Source organism: Mesorhizobium sp. WSM1343 (assembly GCF_055901535.1).
The window spans coordinates 2,120,251-2,145,834 of the sequence record NZ_CM148370.1; the positions used below are offsets into that span (position 1 = coordinate 2,120,251).

Annotated in this window: 20 protein-coding genes; 13 read left to right on the forward strand and 7 right to left on the reverse strand. The window is 63.2% G+C overall.

Going from position 1 to position 25,584, the window contains the following annotated elements:
• Window positions 1–8 precede the first annotated feature (8 nt).
• The 4 genes from AC0NIL_RS10240 to AC0NIL_RS10255 all read right to left on the reverse strand — a co-directional run bounded on the left by AC0NIL_RS10240 (window position 9) and on the right by AC0NIL_RS10255 (window position 3,856).
• The gene (locus AC0NIL_RS10240) at window positions 9–779 is read right to left on the reverse strand and encodes a helix-turn-helix transcriptional regulator (protein WP_027161441.1); all 771 of its coding nucleotides are present in this window, start codon (window positions 777–779) and stop codon (window positions 9–11) included.
• Window positions 776–1,486: a helix-turn-helix transcriptional regulator gene (locus AC0NIL_RS10245; protein WP_024502680.1), complete on the reverse strand. Its 711-nt coding sequence runs from the start codon at window positions 1,484–1,486 to the stop codon at window positions 776–778. The genes AC0NIL_RS10240 and AC0NIL_RS10245 overlap by 4 nt, the downstream gene beginning before the upstream one ends.
• A gap of 550 nt (window positions 1,487–2,036) precedes the next feature.
• A complete protein-coding gene (locus AC0NIL_RS10250) occupies window positions 2,037–3,068 on the reverse strand; it encodes a histone deacetylase family protein (protein WP_024502679.1) in 1,032 nt (343 codons plus the stop codon).
• Window positions 3,069–3,094: 26 nt separating this feature from the next.
• A complete protein-coding gene (locus AC0NIL_RS10255; protein WP_244514233.1) occupies window positions 3,095–3,856 on the reverse strand; it encodes a TetR/AcrR family transcriptional regulator in 762 nt (253 codons plus the stop codon).
• A 154-nt stretch (window positions 3,857–4,010) separates the two neighbouring features.
• Here AC0NIL_RS10255 and AC0NIL_RS10260 point away from each other — a divergent pair, with 154 nt between their 5' ends.
• From AC0NIL_RS10260 to AC0NIL_RS10295, 8 genes are all read left to right on the forward strand, one after another.
• Entirely contained in the window at window positions 4,011–5,690 is a 1,680-nt protein-coding gene (locus tag AC0NIL_RS10260; RefSeq protein WP_224621557.1) for an amidohydrolase, read from the forward strand.
• Window positions 5,691–5,831: 141 nt separating this feature from the next.
• On the forward strand, window positions 5,832–6,926 hold the full coding sequence (locus AC0NIL_RS10265; RefSeq protein ID WP_013529814.1) for an ABC transporter ATP-binding protein: 1,095 nt from the start codon (window positions 5,832–5,834) through the stop codon (window positions 6,924–6,926).
• A gap of 2 nt (window positions 6,927–6,928) precedes the next feature.
• Entirely contained in the window at window positions 6,929–7,849 is a 921-nt protein-coding gene (locus AC0NIL_RS10270) for an ABC transporter permease (protein ID WP_013529815.1), read from the forward strand.
• On the forward strand, window positions 7,842–8,642 hold the full coding sequence (locus AC0NIL_RS10275) for an ABC transporter permease (protein WP_013529816.1): 801 nt from the start codon (window positions 7,842–7,844) through the stop codon (window positions 8,640–8,642). The genes AC0NIL_RS10270 and AC0NIL_RS10275 overlap by 8 nt, the downstream gene beginning before the upstream one ends.
• A 23-nt stretch (window positions 8,643–8,665) precedes the next feature.
• Window positions 8,666–9,700 carry an extracellular solute-binding protein gene (locus tag AC0NIL_RS10280; protein ID WP_013529817.1) on the forward strand — a complete coding sequence of 345 codons (1,035 nt, stop codon included), beginning with the start codon at window positions 8,666–8,668 and terminating at the stop codon, window positions 9,698–9,700.
• Between the two features lie 63 nt (window positions 9,701–9,763).
• Window positions 9,764–10,960 (forward strand): serine hydrolase domain-containing protein, encoded by a 1,197-nt coding sequence (locus AC0NIL_RS10285; RefSeq protein ID WP_473572484.1) that lies wholly within the window; start codon window positions 9,764–9,766, stop codon window positions 10,958–10,960.
• 37 nt (window positions 10,961–10,997) lie between these two features.
• Complete coding sequence (locus AC0NIL_RS10290; RefSeq protein ID WP_063173005.1) at window positions 10,998–12,179, forward strand: serine hydrolase domain-containing protein; 1,182 nt, start codon at window positions 10,998–11,000, stop codon at window positions 12,177–12,179.
• A 126-nt stretch (window positions 12,180–12,305) separates the two neighbouring features.
• Window positions 12,306–14,633 (forward strand): Tex family protein, encoded by a 2,328-nt coding sequence (locus AC0NIL_RS10295; RefSeq protein ID WP_473572483.1) that lies wholly within the window; start codon window positions 12,306–12,308, stop codon window positions 14,631–14,633.
• Between the two features lie 58 nt (window positions 14,634–14,691).
• On the opposite strand, the gene AC0NIL_RS10300 is transcribed toward AC0NIL_RS10295, so the two are convergent.
• The 3 genes from AC0NIL_RS10300 to AC0NIL_RS10310 are packed head-to-tail and all read right to left on the reverse strand — an operon-like array spanning window position 14,692 to window position 16,211.
• Window positions 14,692–15,003: a type II toxin-antitoxin system RelE/ParE family toxin gene (locus tag AC0NIL_RS10300; protein WP_473572481.1), complete on the reverse strand. Its 312-nt coding sequence runs from the start codon at window positions 15,001–15,003 to the stop codon at window positions 14,692–14,694.
• Window positions 15,004–15,006: 3 nt separating this feature from the next.
• Window positions 15,007–15,261: a type II toxin-antitoxin system ParD family antitoxin gene (locus tag AC0NIL_RS10305; protein WP_473572479.1), complete on the reverse strand. Its 255-nt coding sequence runs from the start codon at window positions 15,259–15,261 to the stop codon at window positions 15,007–15,009.
• A gap of 53 nt (window positions 15,262–15,314) precedes the next feature.
• Window positions 15,315–16,211, reverse strand: a complete 897-nt coding sequence (locus AC0NIL_RS10310; RefSeq protein WP_473542866.1) for a LysR family transcriptional regulator — start codon at window positions 16,209–16,211, stop codon at window positions 15,315–15,317.
• Between the two features lie 137 nt (window positions 16,212–16,348).
• On the opposite strand from AC0NIL_RS10310, the gene AC0NIL_RS10315 reads away from it, so the two are divergent.
• The 5 genes from AC0NIL_RS10315 to AC0NIL_RS10335 all read left to right on the forward strand — a co-directional run bounded on the left by AC0NIL_RS10315 (window position 16,349) and on the right by AC0NIL_RS10335 (window position 25,514).
• The gene (locus AC0NIL_RS10315) at window positions 16,349–17,545 is read left to right on the forward strand and encodes an acyl-CoA dehydrogenase (RefSeq protein WP_024502670.1); all 1,197 of its coding nucleotides are present in this window, start codon (window positions 16,349–16,351) and stop codon (window positions 17,543–17,545) included.
• 112 nt (window positions 17,546–17,657) lie between these two features.
• On the forward strand, window positions 17,658–21,017 hold the full coding sequence (locus AC0NIL_RS10320) for a transglutaminase family protein (RefSeq protein WP_063173001.1): 3,360 nt from the start codon (window positions 17,658–17,660) through the stop codon (window positions 21,015–21,017).
• 6 nt (window positions 21,018–21,023) lie between these two features.
• Window positions 21,024–23,435 carry a circularly permuted type 2 ATP-grasp protein gene (locus AC0NIL_RS10325; RefSeq protein ID WP_063168908.1) on the forward strand — a complete coding sequence of 804 codons (2,412 nt, stop codon included), beginning with the start codon at window positions 21,024–21,026 and terminating at the stop codon, window positions 23,433–23,435.
• A gap of 3 nt (window positions 23,436–23,438) precedes the next feature.
• Window positions 23,439–24,323: a transglutaminase family protein gene (locus tag AC0NIL_RS10330; RefSeq protein ID WP_013529827.1), complete on the forward strand. Its 885-nt coding sequence runs from the start codon at window positions 23,439–23,441 to the stop codon at window positions 24,321–24,323.
• A gap of 84 nt (window positions 24,324–24,407) precedes the next feature.
• Window positions 24,408–25,514, forward strand: a complete 1,107-nt coding sequence (locus AC0NIL_RS10335) for a DNA topoisomerase IB (RefSeq protein ID WP_127369741.1) — start codon at window positions 24,408–24,410, stop codon at window positions 25,512–25,514.
• Window positions 25,515–25,584 lie beyond the last annotated feature (70 nt).

Sequence of the window (25,584 nt, forward strand, 5' to 3'; positions counted from 1 at the left end):
GAATTCCCCTATTCGATCAAGCCCAGCCGCAGCGCCTTGGCAACGGCCTGGTTGCGATTGACGGCGTTGAGCTTCTGGGTCGATTGGGTCAGATACTGGTTGGCGGTGTGCACCGACAGTTTCAGGAGTCGCGCGATCTCTTCGCTGGTGTTGCCGTTGGCGGTCAGCTTCAGGCATTCGAGTTCGCGCTTGGAGATTGCACGCATGCGGCCGGCATCGCCCGGACGGATGCGGGCGACGGCGGCGAACAGCGAAAAGCAGCGGGCGTGTATTTCGTAGAGCGCATCCTGCTGCAAGGTCATCTCCGAGCCCAGGAACACGACAAGACCGCATTGGCCGCGGTCGGCGTGCACGGGAAAAGCGATGCCGCTGGTTCCGGGCACCAGCGCCGCCATCCGCTCGGTCCAGGCGAAATCGCCAAACAGCTCCGCCGTGGCAGGGACGCCGTCATCCGTCCACCAGCGCGGTTCGGTCGAGATGCGGGTGTGGCGCACGATCTCCTCGCCGTTGGCGCCTGAGATGAACTTGGTCGCCACCGCAATGCCGGGATAATCGGAATCGAAGCATGGCACGAGCCGCGCCCGCTCGGGCGAGGGGCTTACGAAGAAGAGGCCGAAAGCCGAGGCATTCATGTCAACGGCGATCCAGCGGCAGCGGCGCACGGCATCGGGAATGGTGACCGCGTGATGGGTTTCGGAGCCAAGGGTGAAGGCCCCGAACGGGTTGCGCTGCTCGTTGAAAAGGGCTTCGGCCGTTTCCTTGATATCGGCGTGTTTCAAATGATGCCGCTCCTGATCGCCGTGGCGATGGCCATCGCGCGGTTGCTGGCCGCGAATTTTTGGATGGCGTGGGTGATGTAGCTGTTGACGGTGTTGGAGGAGACGCCAAGGATGACGGCGACCTCGTCGGTGGTCTTGCCTTCGGAAACCCAGAACAGGCATTCGCGCTCGCGATCCGACAACGGGTCCTGCATGGCGGCGGCGGCAATCAGTTGCGGGATGTGCGAGAGCGCGTAGCAGCATTTCAGCTGCGCGCGCATCAGCGCCGGCTGGTCGATGCTGCCGGCGGTCGCCGCAGAGAACAGGGCAAACAGGCGCTGGCGGCCGACATTGAGGCGCAGCGAATAGATTTCGGCATGGCCGAGCACGTCGAGAAGGCGGGCTTCCTCGCCGGTGACCAATCCGTCTGCCTCTGGTGCTTGAGATGCCACCAGCGGCTGTGGGCGGATGCCTGGCGCGACGGTGAGCGCGCCTTGCGCAAGCCCGGCGATCAATCGCTTGCCGATCAGCTCGATGGCATCGAAAATCCAGTTGGAGGAGACGATGCGCGCATCGTTGCGGTCCTGGTCGTGGACGATGGCGACCAACATGTAGCTGTCGGCGCCGATCTCGGCGGTCAATTGCATGAAAAAGCTGGTGAGATCGCCGCGCGACGTCAGGCGCGAGCCCAATGTGTCGGATTGAAGACGTGCGGCGGGACTGCTCATTCTTGTTGCTTTTGGCCGGAATCGTTTCTGCTGTCCGGATACTGGAAGCCAGCCGCCGAACCCGAATACGCATTACTTTGACGAAGACACACGCGTGGCGCAGGGCTGCACCGAACCAAATCCCGAATCCATTCAGGGAACGCGAAGCCGTCCGCGTCTGGTGCCGGAAAAGCTCCGGAACAAAAGACTTTGGGTGGTCGCCGCGCCCCCCAGGACCGGCTGATTCGGGTCTAATCTACCCGCAGTTGAATCTGACATCAAACGCGATTTGACAAAATCGAATCTGATGGACTCCGGCGCGACTCACAGCTCGGTTTTCGCGCCCTGGACAGACGACCGGGACGCGAAAGTCTTCGCCGGCCACCTCGGCGGCTGGTCGATTTCGCCAGGCTCGGGAGCATTGGACAGACGGGCGCGCCGGTTGCTGTGCCGAAGGGGGTGCCTTGGCCCGATAGTCGGAGCCGGGCGATGTTGCCGCCCGGTCCCGGTGGTCCTTTGCTTATGCCTGTCGTTGTCCCAAAACCGCCAGATGCTCCTGGACGACAGGCATTTACCGATCCTCGAACCCGGTCAGCACGCCGACCGCGTTGATGCCGATCTCCTCGACGGCATAGCCGCCTTCCATGACGAACAGCGTCGGCAGGCCGAGCCTGGCGATGCGGCGGCCGATCTTGGGATAATCAGACGTCTTCAGCTTGAACTGGCTGATCGGGTCCTTCTCGAACGTATCGACACCCAGCGAGACGATGACGACATCCGGTGCATAAGCGGCGAGCCTGCCGCAGGCATCCTCGAGCGAGGCGTTCCATGCATCCCAGTCGGTGCCGAAGGGCATCGGATAATTGATGTTGAAGCCTTCGCCGGCACCCGCGCCGCGTTCGTCGGCATGGCCGAGGAAGAACGGGTACTCGACCATCGGATCGCCATGCAGATTGAGCACCTGGACGTCGGCACGGTCGTAGAAGATCTCCTGCGTACCGTTGCCGTGATGGTAGTCGACATCGAGGATCGAGATGCGTTTGGCGCCGTGGTCGCGGAACCATTGCGCGGCGACAGCGGCGTTGTTGATGTAGCAATAGCCGCCCATGAAGCCAGCCCCGGCATGGTGGCCGGGCGGACGGCAGAGCGCGAAGGCGGAAGCCTCGCCATCCTTGAGCAGGCCGGCGGCGGTCAGCGCTACGTCGTAGGAAGACTTGATCGCGGCCCACGTGCCTTCGACGAAAGTGGCGCCGGCATCGAAGGAATAATAGCCGAGCAGCGCGTCGACGCGCTTTGGCGGCACGTCGCCGCGCAGGCCGCGCGTCGGCCATGTGAAGGGCATCGCCGTGCCTGTGAGACCTGCTTCCAGCCATTGCGGCCAGACCGTCGGGAGAAAGTCGATATAGTCTGATTTGTGGATGCGCTTGGCGGCGGCGAGGTCATGTTCGTGCGGCGCGATGATGGGACCCAGTTTCTCGCTTTCGACCCGCGCCTTGATGAATTCGGCCCTCGATGGCTTCTCGAAACCCGGCACGATGGCTGATGTGACCAGTTCCATTTGACCGGCATGGCCGGCGTGAAGGGGGGAGAAAACAGTCTTCATAAATTCCTCTCGAAGTGCGAAATCAGTCAAGATTCAAGATTGAGATAAGGGCTCACCAGAGCGAGCCACATTCTTTCCACATCGTCCTCGATGAGGTCGTATGTCTTGCGGTCTCTTTTCAGCCCGACAAGCCGGCAGGCGTGCCCGACGTCCATCATCAGCACGCCGAGCCGGCTGGCGACATTGTCTTCAAGCGCCGGGTTCACATGCTGCAGCCATGCGGCGTAGAGCGCGATGATCTGCTCGTCATATTCGTTCTGGATCGGCCTGAGGTCGGCGTTGCCTGAAATGGCCTCGATCACCGGCATCAGGCTGGCGTTTTCGAGGTAGAGTCTGGACGTGTCGATGAAGAGCTTGCGCACTTCCTGCCGAAACTCTTCACGGTTGGTGGGCGGGGCGACCTTGATACGCTTGGCGATCACCTCGGGAAAGGATGACAGCCAGCGCCGGGCGAGGTCCAGAAGAATGGCTTCCTTGTTGGGAAAGTATTGGTAGATCGAACCAACCGACAAGCCTGCGCGCTGCGCAATGGCCAGCGTCGTCGGCGTCTTGGTTCCTTGCTCCCGCGTCAAGACCAGCGCTGCGTCGAGAATCCGGTCGACCACCTTGCTGGAGCGTTTTTGCCGCGGCTGTTTGCGCGGTTCGAGCGCTATCCTGCTTTTGCGGTCGAGACTGCGCTTCACCGTCCGATGTCCTCGTTCCCCGCCCGGTCTCAACATGGTGGGAGCTTGCTGTCCACGATACATTCCAGATTCGGTATGTTGACAAACGCGAATAATCAGTCGCATTCTTTATCCACGCTGCCTCTTGGGATGACAAGGGGAATTTCCAAGACAGCGCGCTGGCATTCTTTTTCGTCCCATGGCGCCGCTCCGGTGGAGTGGCAGGTCGTTGGCCAAGAGGTTGTCGGTCTCAGTCAGTCGTCAAAAGCGCGGAGTCGCGATGTCTGTCACAGGTGCAGGTCACAATGCGGATCTGATCGTCATCAATGGTCGTGTACTGACCATCGACGACGACAATCCCACCGCCGAGGCCGTCGCCGTCAAGGACGGCGCAATCATCGCCATCGGCAGCCGCGCCTCCATCGAAGAGTTCAAGGGACCGGCCACCAAGGTAATCGACGCCAAGGGCGGCTCCGTCCTGCCGGGTTTTATCGAAGCCCACATGCATCTGTTTTCGGGCGGGGCTGAACTTGCCCACCTTCAACTCACCGGTATCCATGGCTTCGAGGCGCTGCAGAAGGCGATCCGCGACTATGCGCCTACCCGGCCCGACGCGAAGATGCTGGTCGGCCAAGGCGTCGACTACACCGTGCTCGGCAGCGAGCGCGTGACGCGCCATCACCTCGACGCCATTTTGCCCGATCGTCCGTTCTGCATGGCGGCGCCAGACCATCACACCATGTGGGCCAACACCAAGGCGTTGGAAATGGCCGGCATCCTGCAGGGGCGCACGCTCGGCCCTGGCAATGAGATTGTCATGGGTGACGATGGACTGGCCGCCGGCGAATTGCGCGAAGGCGAGGCCTTTGGCCCGGTGCTCGACCTTGCCGGCGAAAGCCGGGTGCGGCTGGGGCTGTCGACCGGCGGCGAGCCGGACCCGATGCCGACGGCGGCCGAGCGGGACGCCGATCGCGACATTATGCGGCGCGGGCTCGCCTGGTGCGCCCGCCACGGCATCACCTCGATCCAGAACATGGACGGCAACCTCTATCAGCTTGAGCTGCTGGCCGAGATCGAAGCCGAGGAAGGCTTGCCCTGCCGCGTCAAGATCCCGTTCCACTACAAGAATTTCATGACGCTCGACATGCTCGACAAGGCATCTGGTATGGCCGAAAGCTACAACAGCGAATGGCTGTCGTCGGGCATGGTCAAGGTGTTCTACGACGGGGTGCTCGACTCCTGGACAGCCGTCATGGTCGAGCCATACGCCGACCGGCCCGACTGGGTGGGCGAGCCGCTGTTCACGCCGCAACAATTCATCGATCTGGCCGTCGCGGCCGACAGGCGCGGGCTGCAGATCGCCGTGCACTCGATCGGCGACGGCGCGGTGCGCGCGGTGCTGGACGGTTATGAGGCGGCGCAGAAGGCGAACGGCAAGCGCGACAGCCGTCACCGGGTCGAGCACATCGAGGTCACCACCACATCGGATGTGCCGCGTTTCGCAGAACTCGGCGTCATTGCTTCCATGCAACCGCCGCATCCGCCCGGCGCCATGGATTTTCCGCTGGAGCCGACGGTGTCGCGCATCGGGCCGGCACGCTGGCCGCTGAGCTATGCCTGGCGGACCTTGAAGGATGCCGGCGCGCATGTCGTCTTCGCATCCGATTGGCCGGTGTCGCCGATCGATCCGATCCTGGGCATTCAGGCGGCAGTGTTGCGCAAACCGTGGGCAGAAAGCGACCCGGACCAGAGTTTTTCACTGCATGAAGCGATTGCCGGTTACACGATCGAGGGCGCCTACGCCGAATTCGCCGAGCACCGCAAGGGCACGCTGAGATCGGGCTACATGGCCGATCTGGTGGTTTTGTCGATGGATATCGAGAACACCGCCCCGGCCGATCTGCACAAGGTGCGGCCGGTGACGACGATTTGCGGCGGCAAGATCACCTATCAGGCCTGACTATGGCATGGGGCTTGCAGGCCTCAATGACTGACTGAACTGTGACCCAATGCCGGGCTTGCCAACCCACCGGCCATGTGGTCACATCGAACAGGGGAAGAGCTCCGCCAGCAAGAGCGGGGTCAACAGTGAGGCGTAATCGTGCCGGACAAACCGGATCGGAATGCGATTGAAGTAGTAAACGTCAGCAAAATTTTCGGATCAGGTGAGGGGCAGGTAGCTGCCCTCGACACGGTCTCGGTATCTATCCGCGAGAACGAATTCTTCACGTTGCTGGGGCCATCCGGCTGCGGCAAGACGACGTTGCTCAGGCTGATCGCCGGCTTCGATTTTCCAACCGCCGGTGAAATCCTGCTCTACGGCCAGGACATCGCGCCGCTGCCACCCTTCAAGCGGCCGGTCAACACCGTTTTCCAATCCTATGCGCTGTTCCCGCACATGACGGTCGCCGACAATATCGGCTTTGGCCTGGAAATGCTGGGTAAGCCGAAGGCCGAGATCAAGGCGCGCGTCGCCGAGATGCTGAAGCTGGTCAAGATGGAGGCACTCGCCGGTCGTCGCACCAGCCAGATCTCCGGCGGCCAGCAGCAGCGCGTGGCCTTGGCCCGCGCCTTGGCACCGCAGCCGAAGGTGCTTTTGCTCGACGAGCCACTGTCGGCGCTCGACTACAAGCTGCGCAAGGAGATGCAGATCGAGTTGAAGCGGCTGCAGCACGAGACCGGCATCACCTTCATCTTCGTCACCCACGACCAGGAAGAAGCGCTGACCATGTCCGACCGCATCGCGGTCATGTCATCGGGCAAGATCCTCCAGGTCGGTTCGCCCTGGGATATCTACGACAAGCCGGCCGAACGCTTCGTCGCCGACTTTATCGGTGAAACCAACTTCCTGACGGCCGCCATCAGCGAGATGGCCAACGGCAAGGCGCGCGCCACGCTCAAGTCCGGTGCGACCATCGAGGCGACCGTGGCCCAGGGTTTCCAGCCCAAGCCCAATGCCACGGTCGTGGTTCGGCCTGAACACGCCAAGCTGACCAAGGCCAAGGGCGAACTGTCGGGGAGGGTCGATAATATCGTCTATTTCGGTACCGACACCCACATCCATGTTCATCTCGACAGCGGCGAACTCTTCACCGTACGCCAGCAGAACACGCGCAGCGCGGGCTGCGGTTTCGAGAAGGGCGACGCGGTCGGGATCCTCATCGGCAGCGATGCCGCCCAGGTCCTGAAGGACTGACGATGGCGACCGCGGAAGAAGTCGCCAAGGCAGCGGAGCGGCGCGATGTCCGTGACCGCTGGCTTTTGTCAGCACCAGCGCTGCTGGTCATTTTCCTCGCCGCGACCGGCCCTTTGCTGATCGTGCTCGTGTACTCGTTCCTGACGCCAGGCTCCTATGGCGACGTGAAGTGGCAGTTCTCGCCGGAAGCCTGGATAGCGGTGTTTCTGGAACGCGATATCTTCGACGACACGCTTTCGATCGCCGCCGCCCACGTCACCATCTTCCTGCGCTCGATCAAGCTCTCGGTGGTGACGACGATCGCCACCTTGGTGCTTGGTTTCCCGACCGCCTATTTCATGGCGACGCGCAGCGAAAAGACCCGCGATCTCTGGCTGTTCCTGATCACCATTCCGTTCTGGACCAACCTTTTGATCCGCACCTTCGCAGTGCTGCAGATCATCCGCAACGAAGGCATCATCAACACAATGCTGCTCAAGCTCGGCATCATCTCGGCGCCGATCCAGATCCTCTACACCGACACGGCGATCCTGATCGGCATGGCCTATGTCTACCTGCCGCTGATGGTGCTGCCGATCTACGCCAGCATGGAAAAGCTGGATTTCCGGCTGGTCGAGGCGGGCTACGACCTTTACGCCACGCGCTTCCAGGTGCTGCGGCGGATTATCTTTCCGATGGTCAAGCCGGGCGTCATCGCCGGCTCCATCCTGGTCTTCATTCCAGCGCTTGGCGCCTATGTGACACCGAGCGTGCTTGGCGGCGGCAAGAACATGATGCTGTCCAACCTGATCGAATTGCAGTTCGGGCAGGGCCGCAACTGGCCACTCGGCTCGGCGCTGTCGATCGCCGTCATGATCATCGTCATGGTGGCGCTGCTTGCCTATGTGCGCAATGCCGGCAAGTCGGGGGTGCGTCATGGCTAAGAACTTTTCCATCAAGCACCAGCCAGGATTCAGCGCGATCGCCGCGACCTGCTTTATCGTGCTGTATCTGCCGATCATCGTGCTGGTCATCTATGCCTTCAACGCGGCGAGCTCGACCTCCGAATGGGGCGGCTTTTCGCTGAAATGGTTCCAGTCGGCATGGCAGAACACGCAGGTCGTCGATGCCACGCTGCGTTCCTTCCAGATCGGCTCCATTGCGGCGGTGCTCTCCACGATCTTTGCCACTATGGCGGCGCTCGCCACCACCCGCACCGCGTCCTATCCCGGCCTCACCTTCAAGTATGCGGCGATCAACCAGCCGCTGATGGTGCCCGAGATCGTCACCGGCGTGGCGCTGCTGATCTTCTTCTCGCGCATCAAGATCTTCACCGGCTATTCCGGCATCGGCTATCTGGTCGCCGCGCACACGGCGTTCTGCATTCCCTTTGCCTATTTGCCGATCCGGGCGCGGCTTGAGAATATGGACCTGACGCTGGAGCGTGCCGCAGCCGACCTCTACGCGACGCCCTGGAAGACGTTCCGGCGCATCACGCTGCCGCTCCTGTGGCCCGGCATCCTGGCCGGGCTGATGCTGGCCTTCGTCATTTCGCTCGACGACGTCGTCATCACCGAGTTCGTCAAATCGGGCGGCCAGGACACGCTGCCCACCTACATGCTCGGCCAGATCCGCCGCGGCATCACACCCGAGATCAACGCGATATCGACCGCCTTCCTGCTGCTTTCGGTCGCGATCGTCACGTTGTTTTTCTTCGTCAGCAGGAAACGAGACTGAACCGAAAAATGGGAGTTAAAACCATGAACTGGAAAACAACAGCAACCGCCATGGGGTTGGCGTTGCTCGCCTCGACGGGCTTGGCCCGCGCCGACGGCGTGCTCAACATCTACAATTGGGGCAACTACACCAGCCCCGACGTGATCAAGAAGTTCGAGGCCAAATACAACGTCAAGGTGACCATCACCGATTACGATTCAAACGACACCGCGCTTGCCAAGGTCCGGCAGGGCGGCACCGGCTTCGACATTGCGGTACCCTCGCAGACCTACGTGCCGATCTGGATTAAGGAAGGCCTTGTCCTGGAAACCGACCCCGGCAAGATGGAGAACTTCAAGAATGTAGCGCCCGAATGGGCCAACCCCGACTTCGATCCAGGCCGCAAATACTCGGTGCCGTGGGCGCTGGGCACGGTGGGCGTCGTCGTCAACACCGACGCCTACAAGGGACCGGCCGACAGCTGGGGCATCATCTTCAACACGCCGGACGAGCTGAAGGGCAAGGTCAACGTCGTTCCCGAGATGAATGACGTCATCTTCGCGGCGATCAAATATGTCGGCGGCCAGCAGTGCACGGACGACAAGGCGGTGCTGAAGAAGGTGCGTGACACGCTGGTCGCGGCCAAGCCGAACTGGATCGCCATGGAATACAACACCATCGAGAAGATGGGCGCCGGCGACTTCAAGGCAACCAGCGACTGGAACGGCTCGGCGCTGCGCCAGCGGCTGGCCAATCCGGCCATCCACTACAATTATCCAAAGGAAGGTTACGGCCTGTGGAGCGATAACGTGGTCGTCCTGAAGGAAGCCAAGAACGTCGACAACGCCAAGCTGTTCCAGAACTTCATCATGGATCCGGAAAACGCGGCGGGCCTGTCGGCCTTCCACCGCTATGCCAACGCCATCACCGGCTCGGACAAATACATGCCGGCCGACATGAAAGATGCGCCGGAAGTCGTCATTCCGGCCGCAGCGAAGCCACAGGGCGAATTCCAGAAGATGTGCGCGCCTGAAATCCAGGACATCTACACCAAGATCTGGACCGAACTGCAGAAGTAATCGCTGCATGACGGACCCGGCGGTACATGCCGCCGGGTCTTTTCTTTTCCGGGAATGGCTTTCATGGACTCCTATCGCAACAGCGATCCGCGGCCGCCGATCATGCAGGGCTCGCCGCCCGCCATGGTGCCGCCGAAGCTCGACTGGGACCGGCCGCCATGGAACCGCTGGGCGTTCCAGCACATCCGTGAAATTCTGCCGACCGCCGAAGTCTGGCGCGGCAACGGCCATCGCCGCCGTCTCGAACGCGCCGTGGTCGATCTTGACGGGCTGGCGGTCGAGGACAGCGAGGGCAAGCCGACGACACTCGCCGGGCTGCTCGACGAGACCTATACGGACGGTTTTCTGGTGCTCAAGGACGGCAAGATAGCCTATGAGCGCTATTTCAACGGCATGGGTGAGCGCACGCTGCACCTGTCGCAGTCGATGGCCAAGTCCGTCACCGGTTCGGTATTCGGCATACTGGTCGGGCGCCGCCTGATCGGTCCGGCCAGGCCGGTCACGGATTATTTGCCGGAGCTCGGCGCCACCGGCTGGGCCGGCGCCAATGTGCAGCATGTGCTCGACATGACGAGCGGCGTGCGTTTCTCCGAGGAATATACCGACCGCTATTCCGACATCGGCCAGGTCGATGTCGCCACCGGCTGGAAGCCGGTGCCGCCGGGCAGCGATCCGGATTTTCGCTGGCCCTCGCACATGTTCGAGCTGATCCTGGGCTTGAAGGACACGATCCGCCCGCACGGGGCTCAATTCGAATACCGCTCGATCGAGACCGATGTGCTCGCCTTCATCATGGAGCGGGTGACAGGCAAACGGCTGCCGCAGCTGGTTTCGGAAGAGCTCTGGCAAAAGCTCGGCGCCGACGAAAGCGCCTGCTTCACCGTCGACAGCGCCGGCTATGCGGTGGCCGATGGCGGCTTCAATGCAACGTTGCGCGATTATGGCCGCTTCGGCCAATTGATCCTCGACAATGGTGGCGGCGTCGTGCCGGCCGGCTGGGTCGAGGACACGCGCAACGGCAGGCATGGGCCGGACTTCAGCCCCAGCCTGCCGGAGGGCAGCTATCGCAACCAGTTCTGGATCGAGGACCCGCGCTCGCGCGCACTGATGTGCCGCGGCGTGTTCGGTCAGATGATCCATATCGACTGGAACACCGGAATGGTCGTGGTGAAGCTTTCGACCTGGCCGGATTTCGCCAATGGTGCCTATTCCATAGCGACGCTGAAAGCCGTGCACGCTATCGCCACGGCACTTCGCTGAGCCTCCACAAAGAAGAAACGACCCGGAAGGAAACGCCATGACCGGCAAAACCGTGTTCGAGACCCGCTATGGCTTCCGGCGCAACCAGGTCGTGCTCGCCAATTGGCGCGAGAACCCGTTCAACCGGTGGTCGTTCCAGAATCTCGGCGAACTGGTGCCGACCGCCCGGGTGGCGGCGACGTCGGGCGTTGTCGAAACCCCCGTGCGCGATATGGGCGGCCTGCTCGGCGAGAAGGTCACGATCGCCGGCACACCGGAGACGGTGGCTGATTTTCTCGCACGTTCGAGCACCGACGCACTGACGGTGATGAAAGGCGGCAGGATCGTCGGCGACTGGTTCGCGCCGCATATGGATTTCGGCGCCCGCCACATCATCTTTTCGATCAGCAAGTCGCTGACCGCCATCATTGCCGGCATACTAGAAGGCGAGGGGATGTTCGACCCGGAAGCGCCGGTGACGGCCTACATCCCCGAAGCCGCCGGCTCGGCCTATGGCGATGCGAGCGTGCGGCATGTGCTCGATATGAGCGTCAGTCTCGATTTCGAGGAAGCCTATCTCGATCCGGAAAGTGCTTTCGCCCGCTATCGCCGTGCCACGCTGTGGAATCCGGGCGGCGGCACGGAGAGCCTGCGCGAATTCATCCTGACCCTGCAACGCCTTGCAGAGCCGCATGGCCAGACCTTCCGCTACCGCTCGCCGAATTCCGACCTGCTCGGCCTGCTGCTCGAGCGTGCGTCGGGCCAGCGGTTCACCGACCTGATGCGCGAGAAGCTGTGGCTGCCGCTCGGCGCTGTCAGCGAAGCCTCGATCGGCGTCGACATGGAAGGCACGGCGCGCACGGCCGGCGGCATTTCGGTGACGCCGCGCGACCTGGCGCGTGTCGGCGAGATGATGCGGCAAGGTGGCATGGCCAATGGCCGCCGCATCGTACCGGAAGCCTGGGTGCGCGACACGACCAGCACTGGCGGCAGTGCGGACGCCTGGCAGCGCGGCGCGATGCTGCCACTGTTTCCCAAGGGCCGTTACCGGAACAAATGGTACCAGACTGGACACGAGAACGGCGCCTATTGCGGCATCGGTATTCATGGCCAGTGGCTGTATGTCGATCCCAGGACCGAAGTGGTGATCGCCAAGATGTCGTCGCAGCCGGAGCCTGTCGACGATCCGCTCGATATCGAGATCGTCGCGTTCTTCGAGGCGCTGAGCCGGCTGATCTAGGCGCGCCGCGATCGCCACATTGGCGCACGCTTTCCTGTGGACCGCCGGGCTGATCGAAGCGCGGCGGTTGGCGGGCCGGACGTCTGCGCCTATGGTCGCCGCTCTTTGGATGAGAGCAGGAACGACATGGCATCCGACATCAAGCGCATTGCAGCCATCATCGCGGCCGAGATCAGCGCGCGGCCCGAACAGGCGGCCGCGGCGATCGAACTGCTCGATGAGGGCGCGACAGTGCCGTTCGTGGCGCGCTACCGCAAGGAAGTCACCGGCGGGCTCGACGACACGCAATTGCGCGATCTTGCCGAACGCCTTGCCTATCTGCGCGAGCTCGACGCGCGCCGCGACACCATCCTTGGCTCGATCCGCGAACAGGGCAAGCTGACCGAGGAGCTTGAAGGCAAGATCATCGCCGCCATCACCAAGGCGGAACTTGAGGACATCTACCTGCCCTACAAGCCCAAACGCCGGACCAAGGCCGAGATCGCCAGGGAGCGCGGGCTGGGGCCGCTGGCCGAAGCCATCTTGGCGAACCGCTCATTGGTGCCTGCCGAACTGGCGCTGGCCTATGTCAACGAAGAGGTGGCCGATACCAAGGCGGCGCTCGAGGGCGCGCGCGACATCCTGTCGGAACAATTCGCCGAGAATGCCGATCTGGTCGGCAAATTGCGCAGCTACATGAAGGAGCGCGCCTTCATGCGCGCCAGGGTGGTCGACGGCAAGCAGGAGGCCGGCGCGAAATTCTCCGATTATTTCGACCATGTCGAGCGTTGGGCAAATGTGCCGAGCCATCGCGCGCTGGCGATGCTGCGCGGCCGCAACGAGGAAGTGCTGTCGCTCGACATCGAGGTCGATGCCGATGACACCTCACCGGTGAAGCCGGTCGAGCGGATGATCGCCAATGCCTATGCCATCGGCGGCAGCCTTCCGGGTGACAGATGGCTGATGGAGGTGGCGGGCTGGACCTGGCGTATAAAACTGTCGCTGCACCTGACGCTCGATTTGATGCGCGATCTGCGCGAGCGGGCGGAGGAGGAAGCGATCCACGTCTTTGCCCGCAACCTCAAGGATCTACTGCTGGCCGCTCCCGCCGGCTCGCGCGCCACGATGGGGCTCGACCCCGGCATCCGCACCGGCGTCAAGGTGGCGGTGGTCGACGGCACTGGCAAGGTGCTGACAACGACGACGGTCTATCCATTTCCGCCCAGAAACGATGTGCGTGGCACGCAGGCGGAACTCGCCAAGCTCATCCGCCTGCACAAGGTCGAGCTGATTTCGATCGGCAACGGCACCGGCAGCCGCGAGACCGAAAAGCTGGTGGCCGACATGCTGTCCGACATGCCGGCGGACGGTGGCCCCAAGCCACTGAAAGTGATCGTCAGCGAGGCCGGCGCCTCTGTCTATTCGGCATCGGCAACGGCGGCGGCGGAATTCCCCGGTCTCGATGTGTCGTTGCGCGGCGCCGTGTCGATCGCCCGGCGGCTGCAGGATCCGCTGGCCGAACTGGTCAAGATCGAGCCCAAATCGATCGGCGTCGGCCAGTACCAGCACGATGTCGACCAGTACCGGCTCGGCCGCTCGCTGGAAGCGGTGGTCGAGGACGCGGTCAATGCCGTCGGCGTCGATCTCAACACTGCCTCGGCGCCGCTTTTGGCGCGCGTTTCAGGTCTGGGCGCATCGCTGGCCGACGCGATCGTTGCGCATCGCGATGCGACCGGGCCCTTCGCCAGCCGGAAGGACCTGCTCAAGGTGCCGCGGCTCGGACCTCGGGCCTTCGAACAATCCGCCGGCTTCCTGCGCATTGCCAATGGCAGCGAGCCGCTCGACGCCTCGTCGGTGCATCCGGAGGCCTATGGCGTGGCGAAGAAGATCGTCGCTGCCTGCGGGCGCGATGTGCGGTCGTTGATGGGCGATAGTGCCGCGCTCAAGGCACTCGACCCACGCGTCTTCGTCGACGAGCGTTTCGGCTTGCCGACGGTGCGCGATATCCTGGCGGAGCTGGAAAAGCCCGGCCGCGACCCGCGCCCAGGCTTCAAGACGGCGACCTTCGCCGACGGCATCGACGACATCAAGGATCTGAAGCCCGGCATGCTGCTGGAAGGCACGGTCACCAACGTGGCCGCCTTCGGCGCCTTCGTCGATATCGGCGTGCATCAGGACGGGCTGGTGCATGTCTCGCAGCTGGCCGATCGGTTCATCAAGGATGCGCATGAGGTGGTCAAGGCCGGCGACGTGGTGAAGGTGCGGGTCGTCGATGTCGACATCAAGCGCAAGCGCATCGCGCTTTCCATGCGCAAGGATAGCGGCGAGGGCGGTGCACCGCGCAGCGGACCGCGCGACAATGGTGGCGGCAGGCCGGCACCACGTTCGCCGGCACCCCAGCAACGCCAGCCGGAGCGGCCGGCGCAACAGGGAGCGTTCGGTGCTGCTTTGGCGGATGCGCTGAAGCGAAAGTAGCTATTCTGCGACGAGCCCTATGAGTGTTCCAGCCCAACGAGACAGGGAGGCGTGGAGTTCAAGAGCCATTGAGTGGCTGTCCTCCCTCAAGAATAGTTGGGATGTCGCGGGCACCATGCAAGACGCGCTCGACACGCACCTCATCGCCGTCGGTGGGGTAGAAAATAACATAGCGATGAAATGCAAAGGAGCGCAGGCCGGGCCATAGGGTCGGGCGGGGGACGCCGCCATGCGGCACGTCTGCAATGCGGCTACAGCGTTCCCTGAGCGCGGCAATGAAGCGCCGACCCGCAGCCGGATTTTCAGCATGGATGTAGTCGCTGATCTCTTCGACGTCCTGCGCGGCGGCTGGCGCAAATATGACCGCCATAGTTCACGGCTTTCCGCCGCGGTATTTTGCTTCCAGCCGCTGAAATACCTCTTCGGCAAGGATACCTGGGCCGCTTTCCACGCCTTTGCGGATATCCGCGCGCAACGCAGCAAGCTTTGCCTTGCGCTGTTCTTCGCGCTCTTCCAGCAGGCGCAGGCTATCGCGCATAACCTCACTGGCGCTGGCATAGCGGCCGCTTTCCACCAACTCGCGAACCAATGTCTCATAGCGGGTGCCGATGCTGTAGCTTGCAGGCATGGTCTCTCCTTTCGCTTTATCCAATATTATCAATTTTTGATAAACCGGCCAAGTCAAATTTGACGTGCGACCTGGCCCAGCAGCCAGTCGCGAAAACTGGCGACCGGCGGATGGCCGCGCTTGTCGTGCGGGACGACGAGATAGTAGGCACTGCGGCTTTGCATGGGCTGGCCTGGCGCCGGCACCAGCTGGCCGCGCTGCAATTCGCCTGCAATAAGGATCAACGGCAGCAGCGCCACACCGAGCCCCGCCATGCAGGCCTGGGCGGCGGTGCCGAACTGTTCGAACTGCATGCCGGGTCCGGTCGGCGCGCTCAGGCCCTGATGCTCGAACCATTCGGTCCAGGCGCCAGGACGCGTCGCCATGTGCAGCAGCGGCAGGCGGCCGATATCGGCCGGTGAGGCGATGGCGCGGCCGGCGAGGAATTCGGGCGACACGACCGGCGCCACGGTTTCGCGCACCAACAGTGTCGAGTCGGCCTCCGGCCAGTCCGGCAGGCCGTAGTGGATGGCGGCATCCAGCCTCTCCCTGGCGAAGTCGAAGCGGCCGACGCGGGTGACGAAGTTGATGGTGATATCGGGATTGTTTTCGACGAAATCGGGGATCATCGGCATCAGCCAGCGCGTGCCGAAGGTCGGCAAAATGGCAAGGTTCAGGATACCACTATGCCGATTGCTCATCAATCCAAGGGCTGCGTCACGCAATTGCCCAAGTGCTGAACGCACCGCCTCGGCGTAGATCTCGCCCGATGTCGACAGCCTGACATTGCGGCTGTCGCGTTCGAACAGCCGGCGGCCGAACTGATCTTCCAGAAGTTTGATCTGGCGGCTGACCGCGCCCTGGGTCAGATCGAGCTCCTGGGCGGCGGCGGTGAAACTGCCGAGCCGGGCCACAGCCTCGAAGGCGGCAAGGGCGCTGATGTTGGGCAAAAGGCGGCGCTGGACACTCATGATCCATTCTTAATGCTCATTGATCGGTGAATCAATTTCGTTTGATTTTTTCGAGGCACAGGCCGATAGAACGGGCCAACATTTTGCTTCATGCATGTCATCGTTTTGAGCGACATGCATTGGTTGGGAGAAACGCGATGGCCGCCGACAAGAACGCATTCGTCTGGGAAGACCCGTTCCTGATCGAGGGCCAGCTTTCGGAAGACGAGCGCATGGTGCGCGACGGGGCGGCCGCCTTCGCCGCCGACAGACTGGCGCCGCGGATCGAGGACGCCTACCTCAACGAGACCTTCGACACCGCGATCTTCCGTGAAATGGGCGAGGCCGGCCTGCTCGGCATCAACATCCCTGAAGAATTCGGCGGGCTTGGCGCGAACTACGTCACCTATGGGCTGGTCGCACGCGAAGTAGAGCGCGTCGATTCCGGCTATCGGTCGATGATGTCAGTGCAGTCGTCGCTGGTGATGTATCCGATCTATGCCTATGGCTCGGACGAACAGCGCAAGAAGTACCTGCCCAAGCTCGCCAGCGGCGAGTGGATCGGCTGTTTCGGCCTGACCGAGCCGGATGCAGGCTCCGACCCGGGCGGTATGAAGACGCGCGCCGAGAGGACCGCCAACGGCTACAAGCTGTCCGGTTCGAAGATGTGGATTTCCAACGCGCCCGTCGCCGATGTGTTCGTCGTCTGGGCGAAGCTGAAGGGCGAGAACGGCAAGGACGAGATCCGTGGCTTCGTGCTGGAAAAGGGCATGAAAGGGCTTTCGGCGCCGAAGATCGGCGGCAAGCTGTCGCTGCGGGCGTCGATCACCGGCGAAGTGGTGATGGAAGGCGTCGAGGTCGGCGAGGACGCGCTGCTGCCCAACGCAAAGGGCCTTGGCGGACCGTTCGGATGCCTCAACCGGGCTCGCTTCGGCATTTCCTGGGGCTCGATGGGCGCCGCCGAGGATTGCTGGCACCGCGCCCGCCAATACGGTCTCGACCGCAAGCAGTTCGGCAAGCCGCTGGCCGGGACGCAGCTCTACCAGAAGAAGCTTGCCGACATGCAGACCGAAATTGCGTTGGGATTGCAGGCGTCCTTGCGCGTCGGGCGGCTGCTGGATGAAGGCAAGATGGCGCCGGAAATGATCTCGATCGTCAAGCGCAACAATTGCGGCAAGGCGCTGGACATCGCCCGCCAGGCCCGCGACATGCATGGCGGCAACGGCATCCAGATCGGCTACCACGTCATGCGCCATGCGCAGAACCTGGAGACGGTCAACACCTATGAAGGCACGCATGACGTGCATGCGCTGATCCTGGGAAGGGCGCAGACGGGGTTGCAGGCATTTTTCTGAGCCGGCAACCGTTGCTTAAATTAGGTGCACCGCAACATCTCTGCTTGGAGAATGGTCGCCAGATGTGTCAGGGTTCAGCGAAATCGTTTGAAACGCTGAATTCCGGGGCCCCATGGCAATTCTGGCAGCCGTCTACCACCTGACCCATTACAAATACGACCGGCCGGTGGTTCTCGGGCCCCAGATCATCCGGCTGCAGCCGGCGCCGCATTCCCGTACCAAGGTGCTGAGCCATTCGCTCAAGGTCGAGCCGGCGAACCACTTCGTCAATCTGCAGCAGGATCCTTACGGCAATTTCCTCGCCCGCTTCGTCTTTCCGGAGCCGGTGACGGAGTTGAAGATCGAGGTTGACCTCGTCGCCGACATGACGGTCTACAATCCGTTCGATTTCTTCGTCGAGCCGTCGGCCGAGGCGTTTCCGTTCGAGTATCCGGAAGAAATACGCGACGATCTCGCCATCTATCGCACTCCGGAGCCGGCGGGACCGCTGCTGTCGGCGCTGCTGAAGACCATCGATCGCAGCGCTGCCAACACCGTCAATTTCCTGGTCGATCTCAACGCGCGGCTGCAGCGCGAGATCGCCTATATCGTGCGCATGGAAACCGGTGTGTTCTCGCCGGAAGAGACCTTGGCCGCGAAAAAGGGATCGTGCCGGGATTCGAGCTGGCTGCTGGTGCAGATCCTGCGCAATCTCGGCATCGCGGCGCGCTTCGTTTCCGGCTATCTGGTCCAGTTGAAGCCCGATCTGGTGGCGCTGGACGGTCCAGCCGGAACCGCCGTCGACTTCACCGATCTGCATGCGTGGTGCGAGGTCTATCTTCCCGGCGCCGGCTGGATCGGCTTCGATCCGACCTCGGGCCTGCTCACCGGCGAGAGCCATGTGCCGCTGGCCGCCACGCCGCATTTCCGCAACGCGGCCCCGATTTCCGGCATGGCGAGCTTCGCCAATGTCGAATTCGGCTTCGAGATGCGGGTCGACCGCATCGCCGAACATCCGCGCATCACCAAGCCATTTTCGGACGAAAGCTGGCAGGCGCTCGACGCTCTGGGCAACAAGGTCGATAAAGCACTTGCCGCCGGGGACGTGCGGCTCACCATGGGCGGCGAGCCGACTTTCGTGTCGATCGACGATTTCGAGTCGGCCGAATGGAACACCGCCGCCGTCGGTCCCACCAAGCGCGAAAAGGCCGACGAACTGATCCGTAAACTGCGCGAGCGCTTTGCGCCGGGCGGCTTTCTCCATTACGGCCAGGGCAAATGGTATCCGGGCGAAAGCCTGCCGCGCTGGACCTTTTCGCTCTACTGGCGTGCCGACGGCCAGCCGGTGTGGAGCGATCCGTCGCTGATCGCACGCGAAAAGAGCGAGGCCGATATCGGCCCGAAGCAGGCCGAAAGCCTGCTCACCGCGATTGCCGGCGAGCTCGGCATCGACAAAGCCATGGTCAGCGAAGCCTATGAGGATCCGGCCGAATGGCTGCTCAAGGAAGGCAAGCTGCCCGACAATGTCGATCCGTCCAACTCCAGGCTGGAGGATCCGGAAGAACGCAGCCGCATGGCGAAAGTGTTCGAGCGCGGGCTGACCAAACCGTCCGGCTATGTGCTCCCCGTCCAGCGCTGGAACAGCCAGGCATCGGATCCGCGCTGGCGTTCGGAAAAATGGAAGACGCGGCGTGGCCGGCTGTTCCTGGTGCCAGGCGATTCACCGGTCGGCTACCGGCTGCCGCTCGGCACGTTGCCCTATGTGCCGCCGGAGCAATTCCCTTATATCGTGCCGGTCGATCCGTCACTGCCACGCGGCCCGCTGCCCGCGCGTGAAGCCATACTGGCCGGACCGGCTCCAGCCGAACTGGAAGGCGCCGACGAGATGGCGCGCCGCCAGCAGGCGGCATCGTTCACCGCTGCGACCGGCCAGCAGGAGCGGGTCGAGCAGGAGATCACCGAGATCGGCGGCGCGGTGCGCACCGCACTTTCGGTCGAACCGCGCGATGGCCGGCTTTGCGTGTTCATGCCGCCGGTCGAGGCGCTGGAAGACTATCTCGAACTGGTCGCGGCGGCCGAGAACGCGGCGAAGGCGATAGGCCTTCCCGTGCACATCGAAGGCTATGGCCCGCCGCACGATCCGCGCCTCAACGTCATCCGCGTCGCGCCTGACCCAGGCGTCATCGAGGTCAACATCCATCCTGCTTCCAACTGGCAGGATTGCGTGGCGACGACGACGGCGATCTACGAGGAGGCGCGGCAGACACGGCTTGGCGCAGACAAGTTCATGATCGATGGCCGCCACACCGGCACCGGCGGCGGCAACCATGTCGTGGTCGGCGGTGCGACACCCAATGACAGCCCGTTCCTGCGAAGGCCGGACCTGCTGAAGAGCCTGGTGCTGCAATGGCAGCGCCATCCGTCGCTGTCCTACCTGTTCTCCGGCCTGTTCATCGGGCCGACCAGCCAGGCGCCACGCTTCGACGAAGCGCGTCACGACTCGCTCTACGAGCTTGAGATCGCTATGGCGCAGGTGCCGCATCCAGACCAGGGCAACGCACCCTTGCCATGGCTGGTCGACCGGCTGTTCCGCAATTTGTTGACCGACGTCACCGGGAATACGCATCGTTCGGAAATCTGCATCGACAAGCTGTTCTCGCCCGACGGACCGACCGGCCGGCTGGGGCTGGTCGAATTCCGCGGCTTCGAGATGCCGCCCAATGCGCGCATGAGCCTCGCGCAGCAACTTTTGGTCCGCGCTATCATTGCCCGTGCCTGGAAGAGCCCGCTCGACGGCCGTTTCGTGCGTTGGGGCACATCGCTGCATGACCGCTTCATGCTGCCGCATCATGTCTGGGCCGATTTTCTCGACGTGCTCGACGACCTCAAGCTCAACGGTTTTGAGTTCCGTCCCGAATGGTTCGATGCCCAGCTCGAATTCCGCTTTCCGTTCTGCGGCGAGGTTCAGCATGCCGGCATCAAGCTGGAACTGCGCCAGGCGCTGGAGCCGTGGCATGTCATGGGCGAGCAAGGCGCGATCGGCGGCACCGTGCGCTTCGTCGATTCCTCGGTCGAACGGCTGCAGGTCAAGACCGAAGGGCTGAACCCGGAGCGCCACGCAGTCGTCTGCAACGGCCGCATCGTGCCGATGAAGGTCACTGACAATCGCGAAGTGGCGGTGGCAGGCGTGCGCTTCAAGGCCTGGCAGCCGGCATCGGGCCTGCACCCGGCGCTGCTGGTCAACACGCCGCTGGTCTTCGACATCTATGATCGCTGGTCGGGCCGAGCGGTCGGCGGCTGCGTCTACCATGTCGCCCATCCCGGCGGGCGCAATTACGATACCTTTCCGGTCAATGGCAACGAGGCGGAAGCTCGGCGGCTCGCCCGCTTCGAACCGCGTGGTCATACGCCATCCGCCTATGTGATCCGTGAAGAACAACCGGCGGAAGATTTCCCGATGACCCTTGACCTTCGGCGGCCGGCAAGACTCTGATCAGCGATGGCAAAGGGGAATCACAAGAGGGGACGCGGCAAGCCGCAGACCCACAGCCTGCTGGAGCACTACCAGCCCATCGACGGCGTCGTCGACGAGATGGTCGATGCATCGGGCAATCCTCGCCCGGCCTGGAAGCATTTTGTCGAGGCGCTCGAGGAACTCGGTGCTGAAAAGCTCGGCCAGCGCTTTGCCCGCGCCGACCAGTATCTGCGCGATGCCGGCGTTTATTACCGCGTCTATGACAAGGCCGGCGCCAATGAACGCGAATGGCCGCTGGCGCATGTCCCGGTTCTCATCGAAGAGAGCGAGTGGGCGGCGATCAGCGCCGGCCTCGTGCAGCGCGCCGAACTGTTCGAGGAAACCATCGCCGATATATACGGGCCGAACCGGCTGGTCGAAAAAGGCATCCTGCCGGCGGGATTGATCGCCGCCAGCCCCGAATATTTGCGGCCTGTCCTCGGCACCAAGCCGGCCGGCGGCCACTTCCTGCATTTCTGCGCCTTCGAGCTCGGCCGTGGACCTGACGGCCAGTGGTGGGTGCTTGGCGATCGCACGCAGGCGCCGTCCGGCGCCGGCTTCGCACTGGAAAACCGCGTCGCCACCACACGCGCGCTGTCCGACATCTATGGCGAGATGCATGTGCACCGCCTTGCCGGCTTTTTCCGCCGTTTTCGCGACGCGCTGATCGGCATGGCCAAGGAGACCGACGGCCGCGTCGCCATCCTCACGCCGGGGCCGCTCAACGAAACCTATTACGAACACGCCTACATCGCCCGCTACCTTGGCATCATGCTGCTCGAAGGCGAGGATTTGACCGTTTCAGGCGGCCGGCTCATGGTACGCACGGTTTCCGGCCTGATGCCGATCAGCGTGTTGTGGCGGCGGCTCGATGCCGCCTTCGCCGATCCGCTCGAACTGCGCCCGGATTCGCAGATCGGCACGCCGGGCCTGGTCGAGGCGATCCGCCAGGGCGCGGTTGCTACCGTCAATGCGCTTGGCTCCGGCCTGATGGAGACGCGTGCGCTGCTCGCCTTCCTGCCCAAGATTTCACGGGCCTTGCGGGGCGAGGAATTGCTGCTGCCAAGCGTCGCGACATGGTGGTGCGGGCAAGCAACCGAACGCGCGCATGTGCTGGCCAACATCGATCGCATGGTGATCGGCCCGGCGCTATCGACGAGACTTGCCTTCGAGGATGACGATTCAACGAAGCTCGGTTCGGCGCTGTCGGCCGGAGAGCGGGCGGAGCTGGTGGCGCGCATCGAACGCGATGGCGGCGATTTTGTCGGCCAGGAAGCGGTGACGCTTTCGACGACGCCCGTCTATGTCGGCGGGTGGCTGGAGCCGCGGCCAGCGAGCCTGCGCGTCTACCTGGCGCGAACGCCGGAGGGCTGGACGGTGATGCCGGGCGGTTTTGCCCGCATCGGCCTGTCGCTCGACCCGACGGCGATCGCCATGCAGCGTGGCGGCCAGGCAGCGGATGTCTGGGTTGTCAGCGACAAACCGGTGGAGCGCGAGACGCTGCTGCCGCAGGAAGGCGACAGTTTCAGCCGCACCAGGCCCGGCAGCCTGCCCAGTCGCGCGGCGGAGAACCTGACCTGGCTCGGCCGCTACATCGAGCGCTCGGAAGACACGGTGCGCATCCTGCGCGCCTACCATGTGCGGCTCGCCGAAACGTCCGACCCGGACATGCCGCTGCTCGCCGACATCAGGGATTATCTCGAACCTTTCGGCATCGACGTCGAGACGGCGATCCCGTCAGGGCTGATAGGCACGCTGGATAGCGCGGTCTACAGCGCCGGGCAGATTCGCGACCGCTTCTCGCCCGATGGCTGGCTGGCGCTGAAGGACCTGTCGAAAACCATCCATCAGTTCGCAACGACGGTCGCGCCCGGCGACGACGCGACCCGGGCGATGACAGTCATCCTGCGTAAGCTCGCCGGCTTTTCCGGCCTGCTGCACGAGAACATGTACCGCTTCGCCGGTTGGCGCTTCCTCGAGATCGGCCGCCGGCTGGAGCGCGGCATCCAGATCTCCCGCACGCTGTCGCGGCTGACCAGCGCCAAGGCGCCGGACGGCGCGCTCGACATGATGCTGGAGATCGGCGACAGCGTGATGACCCATCGCCGCCAATATCCGGTGCAGGCCGGCCGGCGCACGGTGATCGACCTGCTGGCGCTCGATCCGCTTAACCCGCGCTCCATCCTGTTCCAGCTCGAAAGGCTGAAGGCCGAAATCGGCCTGTTGCCGTCGCTCGGCGGGGAGGGGCAAATGTCGCCGGCGGCGAAGGAAATCCTGCAGCTCAACACCCAGATCGCCATCAAGGAGCCTTCGGATATGACGGCAAAGGCGCTGGACGAGCTCGCCCACGAAATCGGCGGCCTCTACAACAGCCTCGCCAAAGCCTATTTCGGATAAATCATGCTCTACGATATCAGGCTTCATCTCCACTATGATTACGCTTCCGCTGCCGGCGGCGGTCGTCATCAGGTGCGCGTGCTGCCGTCGACGATATCAGGCGTGCAGCGCGTCATCGCCGCATCACTGTCCTTTGCGCCGGCGCCCAACGAGCGTTCCGACTTTTCCGATTTCTTCGGCAACAACGTCACCTCGATCGCCTTTCGCGACGCGCATGATGCGCTCGACATCAGGATGAGCGCCCGCGTGTCGGTGTCTCGGCCCGAGCCCGGGCTCGACGTGTCGCCCGATATCGCCCGGCTCAGGCAGGAGCTCGCCGCGGTGCGGTCTCTAGCACCTGATGCACCGCACCATTTCCTGACGGCCAGCACCCATGCCGGCATCGACGATGCGATCACCGCCTACGCACGCAGCAGCATCGCCGGTTCCGCCGCCAGCACGGCCATGAACCTGTGCCATCGCATTCATCGTGATTTCACCTATGACGGCGAGGCGACGACGGTGCGGACCCGGGCCAGCGATGCCTTCAGGCTGAAGCGCGGTGTCTGCCAGGACTTTTCGCATATCATGATCGCCGGCCTGCGTGGGCTCGGCATTCCCGCTGGCTATGTCAGCGGCTTCCTGCGCACCATCCCGCCGAAGGGCAAGCCCCGGCTGGAAGGCGCCGATGCCATGCATGCCTGGGTCAAGGTCTGGTGCGGGCGCGACGCAGGCTGGCAGGAATTCGATCCGACCAACGGCATGCGGGCCAGCAACGACCATATCACCGTCGGCTACGGCCGCGACTATTCGGACGTAGCGCCGATCGTCGGCGTGCTCAAGACCACGGGGGGACAGGTCGGCGAGCAGGCTGTCGATGTCATTCCGGTTGTGCTCGAGAAAGCCTGAAGGCAGGCTCGACACCGTTTTCGGACGGCGCGTGGAACCAGCGGTCGGCCAGTGGCTTATCTACGGAATTCGCGTGGAGCCGACATGTTGCAGAAATCCGGATTGTCGCCCGGCCGACCGGCTGGCGAGGACGCTGTATCGCCAGATGGCGTGTTCAAAAACGGGGCACAAAGCTCGGCCGATCATGCGTCGCTTAGTTATGTCAGCGATGCCGAGCCTGGTATCCGGCGGCTGAAGACAGGCAAGGGGTTTTCCTACAAGGGACCGGACGGACGGACGGTTTCGGACGCCACCAAAGCCCGCATCGAGGCGATCGTCATTCCGCCGGCCTGGACGGATGTGTGGATTTCGCCCGACGCGGACGGCCATATCCAGGCAACCGGCAGGGACCAGCGGGGACGCAAGCAATATCGTTATCATCCGCAATGGGCCGAAGAGCGCGATGGTGCCAAATATTCGAGCCTTGTCGCATTCGCCGAGAGCCTGCCGGACCTGCGGCACAGGGTCGATAGCGATCTGCGCCGTCGTGGCTTGCCGTTCGAGCGGGTCGTCGCCGCGGTCGTCTGGCTGCTCGACAACACGATGATCCGCGTCGGCAATGCCGCCTACGCCCGCGACAACAAGAGTTTCGGGCTGACCACGTTGCGCGACCGGCATGTCGATATTGTCGGTTCAAGCCTGCGCTTTGCCTTCAAGGGCAAGTCGGGCAAGGAGTGGAAGCTGAAGCTGGCCGACCGCCGCATCGCCAGGATTGTGCGTGGCGCGCAGGACCTGCCAGGCCAGAAGCTGTTCCAGTATCTCGATGAGGATGGCGACAGGCGGCCGGTCCGCTCCGAGGACGTCAACCGCTATATCCGTGAGGCGGTCGGTGACGCCTTCAGTTCGAAGCATTTCCGCACCTGGGGCGGCACCATTCACGCCGCGTCGCTGTTTGCGCAAACGGAACTGCCGCAAAGCCAGACGCAGCGAAACAGGGCGATGAACAGCGTCATCGACAAGGTTGCCGAGCGGCTGGGCAATACGCGTGCCGTCTGCCGCAAATGCTATATCCATCCGCGGGTCTTCGAAGCGTGGTCCGAGGGACGGTTGCTGGATGAAATGGCGCAGGCCAACAAGCGCAAACGGGCGATTGCCGGTCTCGATGACGAGGAAGCTCTCGTGTTGCGATGGCTGAAACTGGGAGAAAGCTGACCGACGCGGCCGACGGTGGCCAAATCCGTCACATCTGGATTTTTTTATCGACGTCATGTCGGGATCGGTC